16 protein-coding genes are annotated in these 16,987 nt (G+C 30.1%); all 16 read right to left on the bottom strand.

Annotated features, from left to right (window positions below; genetic code table 11):
* Nucleotides 1-115 (bottom strand): hypothetical protein (locus tag FAY47_RS21300; protein ID WP_143318345.1); only part of this gene is annotated, 115 nt, incomplete at its 3' end.
* Nucleotides 116-235: 120 nt separating this feature from the next.
* Entirely contained in the window at nt 236-862 is a 627-nt protein-coding gene (locus tag FAY47_RS18155) for a serine/threonine protein kinase (protein ID WP_143318344.1), read from the bottom strand.
* 78 nt (nt 863-940) lie between these two features.
* Entirely contained in the window at nt 941-2,182 is a 1,242-nt protein-coding gene (locus FAY47_RS18150; protein ID WP_143318343.1) for a HAMP domain-containing sensor histidine kinase, read from the bottom strand.
* Nucleotides 2,170-2,838: a response regulator transcription factor gene (locus tag FAY47_RS18145; RefSeq protein ID WP_143318342.1), complete on the bottom strand. Its 669-nt coding sequence runs from the start codon at nt 2,836-2,838 to the stop codon at nt 2,170-2,172. The genes FAY47_RS18150 and FAY47_RS18145 overlap by 13 nt, the downstream gene beginning before the upstream one ends.
* Before the next feature lie 89 nt (nt 2,839-2,927).
* A complete protein-coding gene (locus FAY47_RS18140) occupies nt 2,928-5,447 on the bottom strand; it encodes an ABC transporter permease (RefSeq protein ID WP_143318341.1) in 2,520 nt (839 codons plus the stop codon).
* Nucleotides 5,448-5,459: 12 nt separating this feature from the next.
* Nucleotides 5,460-6,125 carry an ABC transporter ATP-binding protein gene (locus FAY47_RS18135; RefSeq protein ID WP_143318340.1) on the bottom strand — a complete coding sequence of 222 codons (666 nt, stop codon included), beginning with the start codon at nt 6,123-6,125 and terminating at the stop codon, nt 5,460-5,462.
* Nucleotides 6,126-6,291: 166 nt separating this feature from the next.
* Nucleotides 6,292-7,176, bottom strand: coding sequence for an IS1 family transposase (locus tag FAY47_RS18130; RefSeq protein WP_143318339.1), 885 nt, complete (start codon nt 7,174-7,176; stop codon nt 6,292-6,294).
* Between the two features lie 175 nt (nt 7,177-7,351).
* A complete protein-coding gene (gene gpmI, locus FAY47_RS18125; RefSeq protein ID WP_143318338.1) occupies nt 7,352-8,887 on the bottom strand; it encodes a 2,3-bisphosphoglycerate-independent phosphoglycerate mutase in 1,536 nt (511 codons plus the stop codon).
* Nucleotides 8,888-8,992: 105 nt separating this feature from the next.
* Nucleotides 8,993-9,436, bottom strand: a complete 444-nt coding sequence (locus tag FAY47_RS18120; protein WP_143318337.1) for an Rrf2 family transcriptional regulator — start codon at nt 9,434-9,436, stop codon at nt 8,993-8,995.
* 201 nt (nt 9,437-9,637) lie between these two features.
* Nucleotides 9,638-10,384 (bottom strand): triose-phosphate isomerase, encoded by a 747-nt coding sequence (gene tpiA, locus FAY47_RS18115; protein ID WP_143318336.1) that lies wholly within the window; start codon nt 10,382-10,384, stop codon nt 9,638-9,640.
* Nucleotides 10,385-10,421: 37 nt separating this feature from the next.
* Nucleotides 10,422-11,600: a phosphoglycerate kinase gene (locus tag FAY47_RS18110; protein WP_143318335.1), complete on the bottom strand. Its 1,179-nt coding sequence runs from the start codon at nt 11,598-11,600 to the stop codon at nt 10,422-10,424.
* A gap of 111 nt (nt 11,601-11,711) precedes the next feature.
* A complete protein-coding gene (gene gap / locus FAY47_RS18105) occupies nt 11,712-12,728 on the bottom strand; it encodes a type I glyceraldehyde-3-phosphate dehydrogenase (protein WP_143318334.1) in 1,017 nt (338 codons plus the stop codon).
* Between the two features lie 47 nt (nt 12,729-12,775).
* Complete coding sequence (locus tag FAY47_RS18100; RefSeq protein ID WP_143318333.1) at nt 12,776-13,822, bottom strand: sugar-binding domain-containing protein; 1,047 nt, start codon at nt 13,820-13,822, stop codon at nt 12,776-12,778.
* A 215-nt stretch (nt 13,823-14,037) separates the two neighbouring features.
* Nucleotides 14,038-15,411, bottom strand: coding sequence for an RNA polymerase factor sigma-54 (gene rpoN, locus FAY47_RS18095; RefSeq protein WP_185966896.1), 1,374 nt, complete (start codon nt 15,409-15,411; stop codon nt 14,038-14,040).
* A 116-nt stretch (nt 15,412-15,527) separates the two neighbouring features.
* Nucleotides 15,528-16,376, bottom strand: coding sequence for a DegV family protein (locus FAY47_RS18090; RefSeq protein ID WP_143318331.1), 849 nt, complete (start codon nt 16,374-16,376; stop codon nt 15,528-15,530).
* Between the two features lie 20 nt (nt 16,377-16,396).
* Nucleotides 16,397-16,858, bottom strand: a complete 462-nt coding sequence (locus FAY47_RS18085) for a tRNA (cytidine(34)-2'-O)-methyltransferase (protein WP_143318330.1) — start codon at nt 16,856-16,858, stop codon at nt 16,397-16,399.
* Between the last annotated feature and the right edge of the window lie 129 nt (nt 16,859-16,987).

The raw sequence follows: 16,987 nt of genomic DNA, 5'->3' as shown, positions 1-16,987 counted from the left end.
CTGCTCTACCTATAGTTCCATCATCTAAATAAACCTCAACTTCAACTGTTGGAAAACATCTAGAATCTAATATTTGTCTTCCTACGATATCAACAATTTCAACATAACTTTTCACAAAAGTCCCTCCTTTAATTTCTTATATTACCTAAAATTATCTAGTTTAATAACAAGAATAGTATTTGTAAAACTTAATTAATCTATTCTCTATTTATTGCAAAAATTTCTTTAGATAAAATTAAAGAAAGTCTTCTTCGTTATTTCTCTTATACTTTGATTTTAACTTTTCTTTTGCCCAATACTTATCGAATTTATATCTCCACTCTTTTCCAACCTTTATATCTATTTGATACATAAATATAAAAAATTCATCAAGCACTTCAAGTTTCATAAGTCCCTTCATTAGATGCCTTGGGAAATCTACATGTCTTGAAAAACATTTTTTAGGGTCAATAATCTTCACATTATTTCTTTCCCCTACCATAATATCTTTACATCTAGTATCTATTTTAGAAAACCCTAATTTTTTAAACTCTTTAGTTAGTTTATATATATTATAGACAAGATCCTTATTTAAGCCATATTTTTTTATGTATTTATCAAGCTGCAATCCATCAACCTTTTCCCTAACAATATATAACTTACCTAACTCATATACTTTTGGAAAATACTTAGAGCCATTTCCTTTAGCAAGGGCTTTAGATTCATCTAGACATACCTTTTCTTCTACAAAAAGCTTTATGACTTTGTCTTCAGGCAAACTATAAACAACTCCATTATTCCCTTGTCCTAAAAAAACAGCTTCTTTAAAGAGCTCTTCTGTTTTCTCGTCAAAAGGAGCAGAATAACAATGATACTTCTTCATATACCTCTATACCTAATTATTGCTCTCATTATATTTGTATGCTATAAGAATATCGCCTATGCAGCCTACTTGTTATTACTAGTTAAAAAAGCTAACAATAAATGTACTTCCCTTTCCTTCTTCACTAATAAGTTTAATTTCTCCATCCATTTCTTCAATAATACTCTTAGATAAAGATAAGCCAATCCCAATACTTTTAGGATTACTACTATTTTCTCCTTTATAAAACCTCTTAAAAATTTTTTTCTGTAATTCCTCAGAGATTCCTCTTCCATTGTCTTTAATGTATATCTTTGTTATCAATGGTCCTTTATTTACTTGTATTTTCACCTTTCCCCCAATGTCTGTATGCTCTATAGCATTTTTTATTATGTTGGATAAAGCCTCTGCTAGCCACTCCTTATCATGAATGACTTCTGCATTTACTTCGCCTTCCACAATCAGCTCTTGATCTTTCTTTTTGGACTCTTGCAATAATGAAGAAATAGCTAGTTCTATAGTCTCTTTTAAAGGTTGTCTTTCCTTTTCAAATCTAATAGCATTTGCTTCTATTCTTCCTACCTTTAAAAGATTCATAATAAGCCATTCCATCCTTCCTAGTTGTTCCTCTGACTTATCTAAAAACTTTACCCTATCTTCATAAGGCATATTTTCATTTTCTCTTAAAAGGTCATTAAACATGACTAGGGATGCTAGTGGTGTTTTTAATTGATGTGATATATCTGATAAAAAGTCTTTTAACTTTTCTTTATCATATCTTAAGAGTTCAATTGAATTATTTACCCTATCTCCCATGTAATTAAGGGATGATATTAATAATGCCATCTCCCCTTCTTTATAGTCTCCATCAATCTCTCTAAACTCCCCATTTGACATAGCTCCAGTACTTTCAACTATCTCATTTATCTTTATATAAATTCTCTTTAATTCTTTTACAAAACAAAAATACAATATTACTAAAAACACTACTAATATTGGAATAAATATTAACAACATGTTCTTTAATATTCCTTGTACTATTTCATCTGAATCTAAAGTAATATTCTCATCATATCCATAACTACTTAAAAACTCTTTAGCCTTACTTATTTCTTCTGAGCTTCCTTTCTCATAGAAATTTTTTATTATATCAGTATCTTTTTTACCTTCTAAAATATTAGATAAAATAACAGCATTCTGACTAATGAGAGTTTTACTTATATTTTTAGCAATAATAAATGAAGCTAGCCCTATAGCAATTATCCCAATAATCAAAATAATCATGAACTTACCTGTTACTTTTCTAGCTTCTGGATTTCTATAAAATTTTAATGAATCCATTTATATCCTACTCCCCTTACAGTTTCAATATAAGGATTACTTTTATCCTCTAAAAGCTTTTCTCTTAATCTTTTTATATAAACTGTTAATGTCTTCTCTTCTATAAAGTCACCTTCTATATCCCAAAGTTTTTCTAAAAGCTGCTTTCTTGTTAATACGTTGCCCCTATTTTCTAATAGCAATAATAAAAGTTTATATTCAGCTGAAGTTAAAAAAATCTTCTCACCACTCTTATATACTTCATACTTAAGTGGAAATACTATTAAATCTCTATAAGTAATTTTTTCTTCTGTTCCTACTGATTTTCTTCTTGCTACAGCATTAATCCTTGCAATAAGTTCTCTAACCCTAACTGGCTTAGTTAAATAATCATCTGCCCCCATATCTAATCCTAAAACTATATTAACTTCCTCATCACAAGCTGTTAAAAAGATTATAGGGGTTTCATTACTTCCTCTTACCTCTTTACAAAAATCATATCCACTTCCATCTGGTAAAGTTACATCTAACAATATCATATCTATATCTAAATCTTGAAAATCTTCTCTTGCTTTTTTTAATGTTGAAGCATGAACTACTTCAAAGCCTTCATTTTTTAACGAATATTCTATGCCCATGGCTAACGTCATATCATCTTCTACTAATAAAATCTTCATTTTACCCTCTCCTTATAGTTCTTTACTAATATTATACATTATTTTCACAGCAAAAAAGGACTTAAAAAAGTCCTTTTACAAATTTCTATTTATTCATCATCACTTATACCTTCAACGATAGTAAGTTTTTTAAGTCTTCTTAGTGGAACTAATGTTGAAAGGTAAGTTACAGCAATAGCTACTACTATAGAAGCTGCAAATGGTATTACTGCAAAATTATACTTGATATCTGCAATACCTCCTCCAAGTTTTATTAATAAGCCAAGTAATAGTGCTGAAACTATTCCGCCTACTATGGAAGCTATTATTCCATAAAGAGTTCCTTCAAGCATTACGCTCTTTCTAAGCTGATTTTCCTTCATTCCTATAGCCCTAAGGGTAGAGAATTCTTTTTTTCTTAATAATAAGTTAGTTGAAATTGTATTAAATATATTAACTACTGAAATAACTGTTACTATAATTATAAAACAATATACAAAGAATTCTATTTGTCCATATAATTGTTCAACCTTTTTCATTTCATTTCCAATATCAGCATAATTATATCCTTTACTATCTTTTACTTCATCAAAATACTTCACAGCATTTTCTCTAGCTTCCTTATCCCCATTAAAAGTGAAAAATAGTTTATTTGGTGAAAACTCTCCAAAATACTTAGTATAAATATCTTTATGCATCATAAATTCAATTTTATCACCATATAAAAATTGTCCTTCTAAAGGGTCTTTTTCCAATATTGCTACTATAGGCACCTCATAATATTGATTATTTTTTATAGCTTCATTTATTTTTTCATCACTTGCTTCCGGGTTTTTATTATTATAGTTCTTTAATTTTGGTACCTTTATCTTATCTCCAACTTTGTAATTAGTAACCCTTACTATTTCCTTAGTCCCATCTTTATGTGTTACACTTCTACCATCAATTAAAATTATTCCATCACTTTCTAGTTTTTCTAAATCAAACTTTCCTTCTGATATATATTTTTCTGCTAGTTTAATCTCCTTGTCTCCACATATATATGTGCTAGTATTATTTAGTATACTGAAATTATCTATTTCCTTATTCATAGACTTAAATTCTGTTTTCTCTTCAAAATCCTTATTTAATGAATCCTTTGAAATAGGCATTCTAGTATCTTGCATATTGAATTCATAGGTATCTTTAATAAATTCTTTTTCTTTAATCTCATTTACTTCATTTTGGGTAAATCCTTCTTGATTTACTTTCCCTAATTGAGAATCAAAAAATATATCTCCATACATTTGATTTACAGATTGTTTCGCATAATCCAAAAATCCATAAAATACATTAAACATTATAATTGATATAGTTAAAGCTATAACTGTTATTATAAATCTTACTGGCGTTCTTCTAATATTCTTATATGCTAGACTTCCTTCAATACCAAATATTTTTTCTATAAGTCTTCCTCTTCGTCTCTTTAATTTACCAAGCTTTATTTCATTTTTATTCCTCATAGCTTCAACTGCTGAAACTTTTCTCGCTTTTCTAGCTGGTCCCAATATAGAAATCCATATTGTTAATGATACTAAAGCTACTGTCACAGCTATAATGCTTGGATAAAATTGCACTTTAAAGTTATCCATAAACATTAAACTATCACCGATAAATAACTTAACTCCTATTACAAGAGAAAAATATCCTATTAAGCAGCCTAAAGGCAGTGCAATTACTCCCATTATTGCTCCTTCTTTTAGTATAATCCTCTTTATTTGTTTAGGTGTTGCACCGATAGCCTTAAGCACTCCAAAATATTTTATTCTCTCTATAACTGATATATTAAATGAGTTATATATAACTGTAATTGTACATATCATTATTACAACTATTACAAATGCAGCCATCTTATATAAAGATGAAGTAATGCCTTCTGAAGCTCCATTTCCTGTTAGATAAAGCAACTCATTATTATTTGCTAAAGTTCCGTCTTTCAACTCTATACTTGCGTCTTTTATAACTTTATTTATTATATCCTGTTTATTTTTAGATGATTTTAAATTTACATAAACATTATAATTCTTACTACTATCGAAACTATCTGTATATCCAGTGAAAACTAATGGTCCATCTGAAATATAAAGTTTTTGCTCTGATACACCTACTATATTAATATTTGTAGTCCTACCATCTTTATTTGCTAATGTGATCTTATCCCCAACTTTAACCTTTAAAATGTTTTTCACATTAACATCAACTATTACTTCTCCTTGTTTCTCTGGTTCTCTTCCATCCAAAATTTTATTTGTATATATCTTATCAAAATAATCTTTATTTCCTTTTTCTAACGAAACTATTTTATCACTACCTGAAATAGAATATTGATCTCCAGATTCATATATGGAACTATCCTTAATTTCTGCATTATTGATAATCTTATCCATTTGTTCTGAATTTATATTTTTAATTTTAAATTCATAATCAGCTTGAGCTCTTTCACTTGCAATCATTGAATCTCTAAAACTTAGTAAAAAGGTTCCAACTGCAAATATTAATACAGTTGCTAAAATTATACCTAGGATAGTTAATGCTGATCTTTTTTTATTTTCTTGCATATATCTATTAGATATTTCACTATAGTTCTTCATAGCATTCTCCTCCTATTTAACTACTTTTCCATCTTTTATTTTGATAATCCTATCTGTATTTTCAGCAACACTCAAATCATGTGTTATAACTATTGCTGTTTGATTATATTTTCTAATAGATACTTTTAACATCTCCATAATTTCTTTTGAATTTTCACTATCTAAGTTTCCTGTAGGTTCATCAGCTAATATTATTGCTGGCTTATTAATTAATGCTCTAGCTATTGCTACTCTTTGTTGCTGTCCACCTGAAAGTTCTGATGGTAAATGATTTAATCTATCTTCAAGTCCAAGTGTTTTAATTAAATCTTTATAATATTCTTCATCGACTTTTTGATGATCTAAAAGTGCTGGCATCTTAATATTTTCCTCTACTGATAACACTGGAATTAAATTAAATGATTGAAATACAAAACCAATTTTTCTTCTTCTAAAAACTGCTAAGTTTCCTTCATTTAAACTATAAATATCTTTACCATCTATAATTACTTTTCCGCCAGTTGGCCCATCTACCCCTCCGATTTGGTGAAGAAGTGTACTTTTCCCTGATCCACTTGCTCCAATTATGGCCACAAACTCTCCTTTTTCAATCTCTATATTTACATTATCTAATGCAACAACCTTATTGTCTTTTTTTCCATAGACTTTACTTAAATTTTCTGTTTTTATTACTATCATTACTATTTCCCCTCTCAAATATTACTTACTATACATAGATAATAATATTTCAATATTACAAAAAGGTATAATAAATTATTACAATTCTGTAATAAAGCCCTCAAGAAGTGATACCTTACTAATATTACTAAAGCTCTGTATGAAAAAAATGTTGTTTCTTTAGCATTTACATATTTTCTTTTATATCTCTGATTTTTTTGGTTGTAAGGAAATTATTTTCTTTTAATAACTCATATGTTATATCCATATAATCAATCTTTTTTTCTAAATAAAATAGTATAAACCAACTTAAATATTTCTTTAAATATTTTGTTCCTATTCCATGAAAACAACTCATCCATATATTTAAGTTACTTCTGAAATATTTAATGCAATTATCAACTTTACCCTTTTTCTTTTTCATTCCATTGTTATGTTTTTTAGCTATTGCTTGTAAATATCTATCTCCATATGCAGTAATGTATGAATTCTTATATATTTTTGAATATATCTTTTCCTGAAAACTTCGGAAATTCCAAACTTTTTTGCATATAGGAGTTACTAATATTGAATCCTTGTTTCCTCTAGCTGCTATTATCCAAATATCTTCTCTTTTTGAAGTCGTTATATTTCGTTTTCCCTTGAAATTTTCTTTTACTGCACCTTTTCCAATATGAACATTATCGCAAAGCTCACTTGGATTTACTTCTTTCATAAATCCATTTAGTATCTTATGCCTCCAGTAAAATGCAGTTCCTAAACTAATTTTCAATTTTTCTGCACAATATCTTAATGATCTTTTTTCCATCATCAGCTCCATAAATTCAATCCACTTTTTAGAGCTCTTCTTCGAATAACTCCATATTGAATTAGTTGTTAATGAAAAAGTTTTACCGCAACTTTTTGATTTACACTTAAATCTTTGAATTTCTTTATAACTTCCATACTTTATATAATTTGTAGATCCACAAATTGGACAACACTTTATCTGTTTCTTATTAAATAAATCCTTTTTTATTATCAAATCTATCTTATATTCTAATTTTATCAAGTTTGGATCAAACTGTATCAAAACAATCACCTCATTTTAATACTATCCATATTGATCACTTCTAAACATTACCAACACTTTTTTAATACAGATTCCCAATAATTTGATTATGGTATATATCTCTCTGCTCTTTTTATAGCAAAATAAAAAAGCCATCTCATTTTCAGAGATAGCTTTCTAATTTACATGCTTTATCTTATTCAGAAATTAAACATTCTCCAGTCATTTCTGCTGGCACTTCAACTCCCATAACATTTAACATTGTTGGAGCAATATCTGCAAGCTTTCCAGCTTTAAGATTTCTTCCATTAACATTGTTTGTTACCCAAATAAATGGAACTGGATCTGTAGTGTGTGCAGTAAATGGATTTCCTGTTGAGAAATCTATCATAGTTTCAGCATTTCCATGGTCAGCTGTAATAAATAATGTACCATCCTTTTCAAGTATCTTATCTACTACCTTTCCTAAACATTCATCTACAGTTTCTACTGCTTTAACTGCAGCATCAACAATTCCTGTATGACCAACCATATCTGGGTTAGCATAGTTAAGTATAATCATATCATACTTATCTTCATCTATTCTATTTAATAGTTCATCTGTAACTTCATATGCTGACATTTCTGGTTTAAGATCGTATGTTGCAACCTTAGGTGATGGAATAACTTTTCTATCTTCACCTTCATTTTCTTTTTCAACTCCACCGTTAAAGAAGAAAGTAACGTGAGCATACTTTTCAGTTTCTGCTATTCTAAGTTGCTTCAATCCTTTTGAAGAAATATATTCTCCTAAAGTATTAGCAAGAGTTTGTGGCTTAAATGCTACATTAACTCCCTCTAAAGTCTTATCATATTGAGTCATAGTTACAAATGTAAGATTTAAAGTTTCTCTCTTAAATCCTTCAAAAACCTTATCGTTTATAGCTCTAGTTAACTCTCTAGCTCTATCTGGTCTAAAGTTAAAGAATATAACTGAATCTCCATTTTTTATAGTTGCTGTTGCATTTCCGTCCTTTGTAACTACACATGGTAATACAAATTCATCTGTTTTATTGTCATGGTATGACTTATCCATAGCTTCAACAGCTGAAGAAGCAGTTTCACCTTTACCTAATACTAATGCATTATAAGCAAGTTCAACTCTTTCCCATCTGTTATCTCTATCCATAGCATAGTATCTACCACTTATTGTAGCTATTTCTCCTACACCAACTTCCTTCATCATAGCTTCTGTCTTTTCAACAAAATCTTTTCCTGATGATGGAGGTACGTCTCTACCATCCATAAATGCATGAACATAAACCTTTTGAAGTCCTTCTTTTTTAGCAAACTCTAAAAGACCTCTTAAATGATCAACATGTGAGTGTACCCCACCGTCTGATAACAATCCCATCAAGTGCAATGAAGTGTTATTTTCTTTTGCATTTTTCATTGCTTTTAGTAAAGCTTCGTTACTAAAGAAATCTCCATCTGCAATTGATTTAGTAATTCTAGTAAGTTCTTGATATACTATTCTTCCTGCTCCTATATTTAAATGTCCTACTTCTGAATTTCCCATTTGTCCTTCTGGAAGACCAACTGCCATTCCACTCGCTTGAAGTTCAGAATTTGGATATTCTTTCATTAATCTATCGAAATTAGGTTTCTTTGCTAATGCTACTGCATTTCCTTCTGATTTTGGTGCTATTCCAAAACCGTCCATTATCATTAACATAACTGGTTTCTTTGCCATGCCTATACCTCCATTATATTTATCTCTATACTGTTATTGTTTATTCTTTAACACAATTTTATTATATTATTTTTTAAATACCTTTGCAACTTTGTAAAGGTATACCTAAATATAAAACATAGCCGAATCTAAAGTCCCATTTTTATATTCCTCAACAAGATCTGCAAGTGTAATATTATCTGTAAGTTTATTAAAACTTTCATCCAATTTATCCCACAAGTTATTTTTTATTACGTTAATTGCATTTTGATCACACTTCATGCTGTTGTCAAAAACTACATTAATCAAATTACTATCTAACGCATTTAATATTGTTGAAATTTTTAAATATTCAGGCTTTGTAGTTAAGCTATATCCCCCTTGAGCTCCTTTTGTTCCATTTATTATCCCAGCTTGGCGAAGAGGCGTTAAAATTTGTTCTAGGTAATTTTTTGAAATTCCTTGTCTTTCAGAAATACTAATTACAGTAACAACTTCACCACTACTAGAATTTGTTGCTATGTCTATTAAAGCTACAAGACCGTATTCAACCTTTGTAGATATCTTCATATATAAATCCTCCACATATCTAAAAGGGTTCTTTCCCTTTGATTTTTATTCAAGTATACCATAAACTCACTTATTTCCTCAATACAAAGTCTATCTTTCTTATCAGAATACTTTAGTTAATGGCAAAATAATAAAAACCATGCAAATCACCTTTAACAGCTTAACAATTTGCATGGTTCTTTATTACTAATATCTAAAATTCTAGAAATTTACGATTTGAGCAAAATCAGTAGCAACTAAGCTTGCTCCACCAACTAAAGCTCCATCTATATCAGACATAGCCATTTGATCTTTTATTGTGTTTGGCTTAACTGATCCACCGTATTGGATTCTAACCTTATCAGCAACTTCAGCACCGAACATTTCAGCAACAACTCCTCTAATAGCAGCTATTGTTTCATTTGCTTGTTCCTTAGTAGCAGTTTTTCCAGTTCCTATAGCCCAGATTGGTTCGTAAGCTATAACTACTTTCTCAGCTAAATTTTTGTCTAATCCATCTAAATCAGCTTTAATTTGAGCAGAAATAACTTGATTAGTTGTTCCATTTTCTCTTTGTTCTAAAGTTTCTCCGCAACAAAGCATTGGAATTAAGTTATGTGCAAATGCAACCTTAACCTTCTTGTTTAAAGCTTCGTCAGTTTCATTGAAGTATTCTCTTCTTTCACTATGTCCTAAAACAACATAGTCTACTCCCATAGCTTCAAGCATTCCTGGAGCAACTTCTCCTGTGAAAGCTCCTTTTTCTTCAAAGTGCATGTTTTGAGCACCAATCTTTATATTTGATCCTTTAGCAGCCTTTATAGCAGCATCTAAACAAACAAAAGTTGGACATATTACTACTTCACAAGTAGCATCTTTAACTAATGGTTTTAATTCATTTATAACTTTAACAGCTTCTTCTGGAGTATAATGCATTTTCCAGTTTCCAGCTATAACAGGTTTTCTCATTCAAATCACCTCAAAATTTAATTTTATATCTGTCTTATTATTTATCGTTTAATGCATCGATTCCTGGTAAAACTTTACCTTCTAAGAATTCAAGAGAAGCTCCACCACCAGTTGATATGTGAGTCATCTTATCTCCAAATCCTAAGATATTTACAGCAGCAGCAGAGTCTCCTCCTCCGATAACTGTTGTAGCATCTGCATCAGCCATAGCCTTTGCAACTGCAATAGTTCCCTTGTTGTAGTTTTCAAATTCAAATACTCCCATAGGTCCATTCCATATAACTGTCTTAGCATCTTTTATAGCATCTGCATAAAGAGCATCAGTCTTAGGTCCGATATCTAGTCCCATGTTTCCTGCTGGAATATTTTCATCAGCTGTAACTGTAGCTTCAACATCCTTAAATTCAGTAGCAACTCTGTGATCTACTGGTAATAAGAACTTAACTCCCTTAGCTTTAGCCTTTTCAATCATTTCCTTAGCATAGTCTAATCTATCTTCTTCAACTAATGAAGTTCCGATTTCATATCCTTGAGCCTTTAAGAATGTGTAAGCCATTCCTCCACCAATGATTAATGTATCAACTTTATCTAATAAGTTGTTTATAACAGCAATCTTATCTGAAACCTTAGCTCCTCCAAGTATAGCAACGAAAGGTCTAACTGGTGAGTTTACAGCTTCTCCTAAGAACTTTAATTCTTTTTGAATTAAGTATCCACATACAGCTGTATCTAAGTAATTAGTTACACCAACAGTTGAGCAGTGAGCTCTGTGAGCTGTACCAAATGCATCGTTAACAAATATATCAGCAAGTGAAGCTAATTCTTTAGAGAATTCTTCAACATTCTTAGTTTCTTCTTTTCTGCATCTTGTATTTTCTAATAATACAACGTCTCCGTCCTTCATAGAAGCAACAGCTTTTTTAGCATTTTCTCCTACAACTTCTTCATCTCTATCAAAAACAACTTCTTTACCTAACATTTCACTAAGTCTTGTAGCAACTGGTGCTAAAGATTTAGAAGCATCTTTTCCTAAATGTGAACAAAGAATTACTTTTGCTCCATTGTTTACTAAATACTTTATAGTTGGAAGTGCTCCATTTAATCTATTTTCATCAGTTATTACTCCATCTTTTAATGGCACATTAAAATCACATCTAACTAATACTTTTTTACCTTGAACTTGGATATCTTCGATAGTTTTCTTATTAAAACTCATTATTTTCACCTCATAATATTTCTTTATTTTAAAACAGTCTGGCTTTATAGCCTTATACTACAAAACCAGACTTATTTTTAATCTTTAAATACTTGTAACTAAATACTTAAATTACTTTAAGAAGTTAGCGAAGTGCTTTATAGTTCTAACCATTTGGCTAGTGTATGAATTTTCATTGTCATACCATGCAACTGTTTGAACTTGGTATAAATCTTCTCCGATTTTAGAAACCATTGTTTGAGTTGCATCGAATAATGAACCATACTTGATTCCAATGATATCAGAAGATACTAATTCTTCTTCAGTGTATCCGAAAGAATCATTAGAAGCAGCCTTCATAGCAGCATTAACGCTTTCAACTGTAATGTCTTTTCCTTTAACAACTGAAACTAAGATAGTTGTAGAACCAGTTGGAACTGGAACTCTTTGTGCAGAACCGATTAATTTTCCGTTTAATTCTGGAATAACTAATCCGATAGCTTTTGCAGCTCCTGTTGAGTTAGGAACTATGTTTACAGCTGCTGCTCTAGCTCTTCTGAAGTCACCTTTTCTATGTGGTCCATCTAATACCATTTGATCTCCAGTGTAAGCATGGATTGTTGACATAATACCAGTTTGAATTGGTGCTAAATCATTAAGTGCTTTAGCCATTGGAGCTAAACAGTTAGTTGTACAAGATGCAGCTGAAATTATATTATCATCAGCAGTTAATATATCATGGTTTACATTGAATACAACTGTTGGAAGATCGTTTCCAGCTGGAGCTGAAATAACAACTTTCTTAGCACCTGCATTGATATGTGCTTGAGATTTTGCTTTAGATACATAGAATCCAGTACATTCAAGTACAACGTCTACTCCGATTTCTCCCCAAGGAAGTTTAGAAGCATCAGCTTCAGCATAAATCTTAATTTCTTTTCCATTAACAACGATAGAAGATTCTTTAACTTCTACTGTTCCTTCATATCTACCTTGAGATGAATCATATTTTAATAAGTGTGCTAACATCTTAGGATCTGTTAAGTCGTTGATTGCAACAACATCATACCCCTCTGCTCCGAACATTTGTCTGAATGCAAGACGTCCAATACGTCCAAATCCATTAATTGCTACTTTAACATTTGCCATTAAAATTACCTCCTAAAAATGTATTTATAAAAATTATTTTTTATAAACTAAATTAAATTATTCATGGTCTTCTTTAAAATCTCTAAGATTTCTCTACCAGCAGCTTCATCAGTAACAAGAATACCATTAGTATTATTACGTTGAGTCGAAATTATTGACTCGACTTTATTTTTCCCACCCGCAACAGCAATATGTGTGTTAATTTTTCTTGCCTCTTTTATATTAATTCCAATTGGGGTAGTTTGAGATACAACCTTTGAGTCTTTATTGAAATAACAACCAAAAGCCTCGCCTATAGCACCTAAGTCTATAAGTCTATTAATCTCTTCCTCTGCTGCTCCTCTTTTAATTGCCATATCTCTAGCATTACCTATACCATAAATTAATATGTCTGCTTTATGAATACAATCAATTACTTCCTTAATCTCCTTCTCCTTTAATAAAGAATCTAAAATATCTAAAGAAAGATTTTCAGGAATGTGGAGCATTTTGTAGCTTCCATTTATCTTTTCGGCAAAAGATGCTGCTAAGGTATTAGCTTGTGTTTCTACCTTTCTTCCCATGCCGCCTCTTGCTGGAACTACTAATATATTTGAAAAGTTATTTAACCTTGGAAAGGCTTCAACAACTTCTTTCAACGTACTTCCTCCAGTTAAAGCAATTATACTATTATCCTTAATAATATCTTTAACATAATTCGAACAAGCTTTACCTAGTTCTTTTAAAATTATTGGATTCTCATCAACATCTCCTGGAACAATGATGACTTTTCTTAAATGTAATAAAGATTTAATTTGGCTTTCAATTTCTGATAATCCTTTTATCTCATGTATAAAGTCCTTAAGCTCATTAACTATCTCTTCACCACTATCTGTCACAGTCATACCTGGAGTATTTATATCAATAAGTCCTTGCGCTTTTAAAAGGCTAATTTCTGTTCTGACTATTCTCTCACCAAGATTTAGTTCATTTGCCAGTATTCGTCTGCCAATTGGTTGATTATAGTAAATAGTTCTTAGTATATTGTACCTTTTTTCTAACACTTCTACAAGCTCAGGAACTATCTTCTTTTGAAGTCGTAATATTTCCTTCAATGTAAACACTCCTTTGGGCTTATAACGTCCCACTCTCTTTTTTTTCGTCCCACATGTATCATTATAATGCAATATTATAGATTTTAAAAGAGTTTATATGAATTTTTTAAAAATTCTTCTTATTGTGTATAAAGATTCATGCTATTTTTATTATTGGAATACAAAGAAAATCTCAGTAAACTAACCTCTTTATGTGAGTCTACTGAAGATTATTCCTATATTCTTTTTCTTTTGCTTGATGATTTGATTTGTAATTCTTCTCTGTATTTTGCTACAGTTCTTCTTGATATATTTATATTTTTATCATTTAGATAATCACAGATATATTGATCTGAAAAAGGTTTTGTCTTATCTTCCCCATTAATAAGTTCCTTTATGCTATTTTTTATTCTAAAAACCGCAACATCATCCTCGCCTTTGGTCGAAGTCATTCCTGTAGTAAATAAACTTCTAATTTTTACTGTACCAAAAGCAGTTAAGATATATTTATCTTTTATAGCTCTACTTATAGTAGACTCATGCATCCCAATTTCTTCTGAAATATACTTTAACGTCATTGGTTTTATGTAGTTAATTCCGTATTTGAAATAATCTTCTTGATTTTCAACTATTTTTTTTAATACTTTATATAATGTACTTCTTCTCTGCTCTATACTTTTAATTATAAATAACGCCTTGTCCAATCTTTCTTTTACATATGCAGTAGCATCACTCTCTTTATCACTATTAACTATTTCTTTATAAGTATTACTTATAGATAAACTGGGAACTAATTTATCATTCATTATTACTAAAAATTCATCTTGTATCTTTCTTATTTCAGCGTCTGGTAATACATACTTAACTTCCTCTCCAGTATAAAAGCCCCTTGATGGCTTGGGTTCCAACTTTTTTATTATGTCTCCATATCTTTGAGCTTCTCTAGGAGATATATCTAAAGCTAACGCTATATTTTTAAATTTATTATCTGCTAACTCTTCTAAAAATTTATCTACCATTACGTACAGCTTTTCATCATTGTATCCTAGATATTTTAATTGATTATTCAAGCACTCTTTTAAGTTTCTTGCACCTATACCATATGGTTCTAAACTTTGAACAAGTTTTAAAGCTTCCTCCACTAGTTTACTATCTAAATTAAGTTCTTCTGATATTTCATTAATTCCAATTTCCAAATAGCCTCTATTATCCAAACTCTCAATTATATAATCAGCAATTTCTTTTTTGAATTCATTTCCCTCTATTTCCATTACCTGCTCATGCAAATATTCTTTAAGAGATTTTTTTTGTGAGATAAAATTAAAAGGTGATACTTCTTCTTCATAATTTCCATAACTTTGAGCTCCATAATTATCAAATTCCAAATACTTTATCATTTCTTTATAGTCATACTTATCTAAATCAGTACTTTTCTTATTTTCACTAGAAATAAAATCATCCTTTATATCTAATACAGGATTTTCTTCATACTCCTCATTTATGTATTCTCTAAGTTCATTAGCTGACATTTGCAGTATCTTAATAGATAATTGCATTTCTTGAGTCAATGCTAATTTTTGTTCTTGTGCCAAATTATAAGAATAATCTATTTTCACATACTCCACCCCAACTTCACAATATAATCATTCTGCTTATTTCTCCCATGTATACATTTTCACATTCTAAATAAATAGAGGAGCTTCACTTTAGCTCCTCTACTTATTTATCAATTAGTTTTTTTCTTCGAAAAGAAGAATATTCCTGTTACATTGTTTCCTGAATGAATTCCAACTGTACAACCTACTTTTGCATTTATAAAATCAATTCCTTGTTCATTAAAATATTCCTCTATAGGACTATGAACATCTTCATTATTTAAATTTAAAAGCACTACTGGCATTCCTTCCAAACATTCATATTCATTTAAATCTTGAAGTATTCTTTTAACAGCCTTTTTACTTCCTCTAACCTTATCTTTTACTGTCATTAATCCATCTTTTACTTCTAATATTAATTTAATTCCGAGAACTCCAGTTACAACACTTACTGTCTTTGATATTCTTCCACCTTTGACTAAGTTATCTAGAGATTCAAAACATACAGAAGAGCAAAGATATTCTTTTTTCTCCTCTAAATCTGCAACTATTTCATCCACGGTTTTACCTAAATCTCTTAGTATAGCTGCTCTATAAGCTAATAGAGCTACCCCTGCAGTAACTGATTTTGAATCAATAACATGTACATCTTCACTTTCAACCATATTTTTAGCTAAACATGCTGATTGATATGTTCCGCTCATTCCAGATGAAAGATGGATAGAAATTATCTTATATCCTTCATCTAAATATTTTCTATAAGTTTCTTCAAACCTATTTGGTGTTACTTGTGAAGTATTTGGAAAAACATCTCCTCTATCTATTCTAGCGAATAATTCATTAGTATTTATTTCTATTCCATCCTTATAGCTATCTTCTCCAAAATTAATAAGTAGTGGTAATACATCTATATCTAATTTATCGAAAACTTCTTTGGGTAAATCTGCTGAACTATCTGTGATTATTTTAATTTTATCCATTTTCCTCATTCCCCTCCAACTTACTTCATGTTTGGAAATCCAAATTGTCTTAACGCTTCATACGCAATTATAGCAACTGTGTTTGATAAGTTTAAGCTTCTAGTACTACTCTTAATCATTGGTACTCTAATATTTTCAAGTGCATTATGGACCTCTTCAGGAACCCCTGCTGATTCCCTTCCAAACATTATAAAGTCTCCTTCCTTAAATGAGACTTCATCGTAATGTTCTCCCCCATGAGTTGAAGCTAAAAATATTCTATTATCTCCGTATTTATCCATAAAGTCTTCATAACTTTCATGAACTTCTAACTTTAAATCTTTCCAGTAATCTAAACCCGCTCTTCTTAAATGTTTTTCATCTAGTTCAAAGCCTAATGGCTTAATTAAATGTAATTTTGAATCTGTTAATACACATGTCCTTGCAATATTACCTGTGTTCTGTGGTATTTCAGGTTGATATAAAACTATATTTAAATTCAATGCTCTATCCTCCATACAACCGTCTATTTAATATTACTCAAATGATACTACATAAATATGTAATTAGTCAAAACCTTTTACAAGCAACTTAATATAATAACGCACTATATCCTTTGTTTATTTACATAT

The organism is Clostridium sp. HBUAS56017, assembly GCF_007115085.1.
In the GTDB taxonomy this organism is placed as follows: domain Bacteria; phylum Bacillota; class Clostridia; order Clostridiales; family Clostridiaceae; genus Clostridium; species Clostridium cibarium.
This window is presented reverse-complemented; position numbering and strand designations above follow the sequence as displayed.

What these genes read in the sequence shown, in the direction of transcription:
- FAY47_RS18155 (WP_143318344.1), bottom strand. Translation starts at nt 862, where the DNA reads ATGAAGAAGTATCATTGTTATTCTGCTCCTTTTGACGAGAAAACAGAA.
- FAY47_RS18150 (WP_143318343.1), bottom strand. Translation starts at nt 2,182, where the DNA reads ATGGATTCATTAAAATTTTATAGAAATCCAGAAGCTAGAAAAGTAACA.
- FAY47_RS18145 (WP_143318342.1), bottom strand. Translation starts at nt 2,838, where the DNA reads ATGAAGATTTTATTAGTAGAAGATGATATGACGTTAGCCATGGGCATA.
- FAY47_RS18140 (WP_143318341.1), bottom strand. Translation starts at nt 5,447, where the DNA reads ATGAAGAACTATAGTGAAATATCTAATAGATATATGCAAGAAAATAAA.
- FAY47_RS18135 (WP_143318340.1), bottom strand. Translation starts at nt 6,125, where the DNA reads ATGATAGTAATAAAAACAGAAAATTTAAGTAAAGTCTATGGAAAAAAA.
- gpmI (WP_143318338.1), bottom strand. Translation starts at nt 8,887, where the DNA reads ATGGCAAAGAAACCAGTTATGTTAATGATAATGGACGGTTTTGGAATA.
- FAY47_RS18120 (WP_143318337.1), bottom strand. Translation starts at nt 9,436, where the DNA reads ATGAAGATATCTACAAAGGTTGAATACGGTCTTGTAGCTTTAATAGAC.
- tpiA (WP_143318336.1), bottom strand. Translation starts at nt 10,384, where the DNA reads ATGAGAAAACCTGTTATAGCTGGAAACTGGAAAATGCATTATACTCCA.
- FAY47_RS18110 (WP_143318335.1), bottom strand. Translation starts at nt 11,600, where the DNA reads ATGAGTTTTAATAAGAAAACTATCGAAGATATCCAAGTTCAAGGTAAA.
- gap (WP_143318334.1), bottom strand. Translation starts at nt 12,728, where the DNA reads ATGGCAAATGTTAAAGTAGCAATTAATGGATTTGGACGTATTGGACGT.
- FAY47_RS18090 (WP_143318331.1), bottom strand. Translation starts at nt 16,376, where the DNA reads ATGGATAAAATTAAAATAATCACAGATAGTTCAGCAGATTTACCCAAA.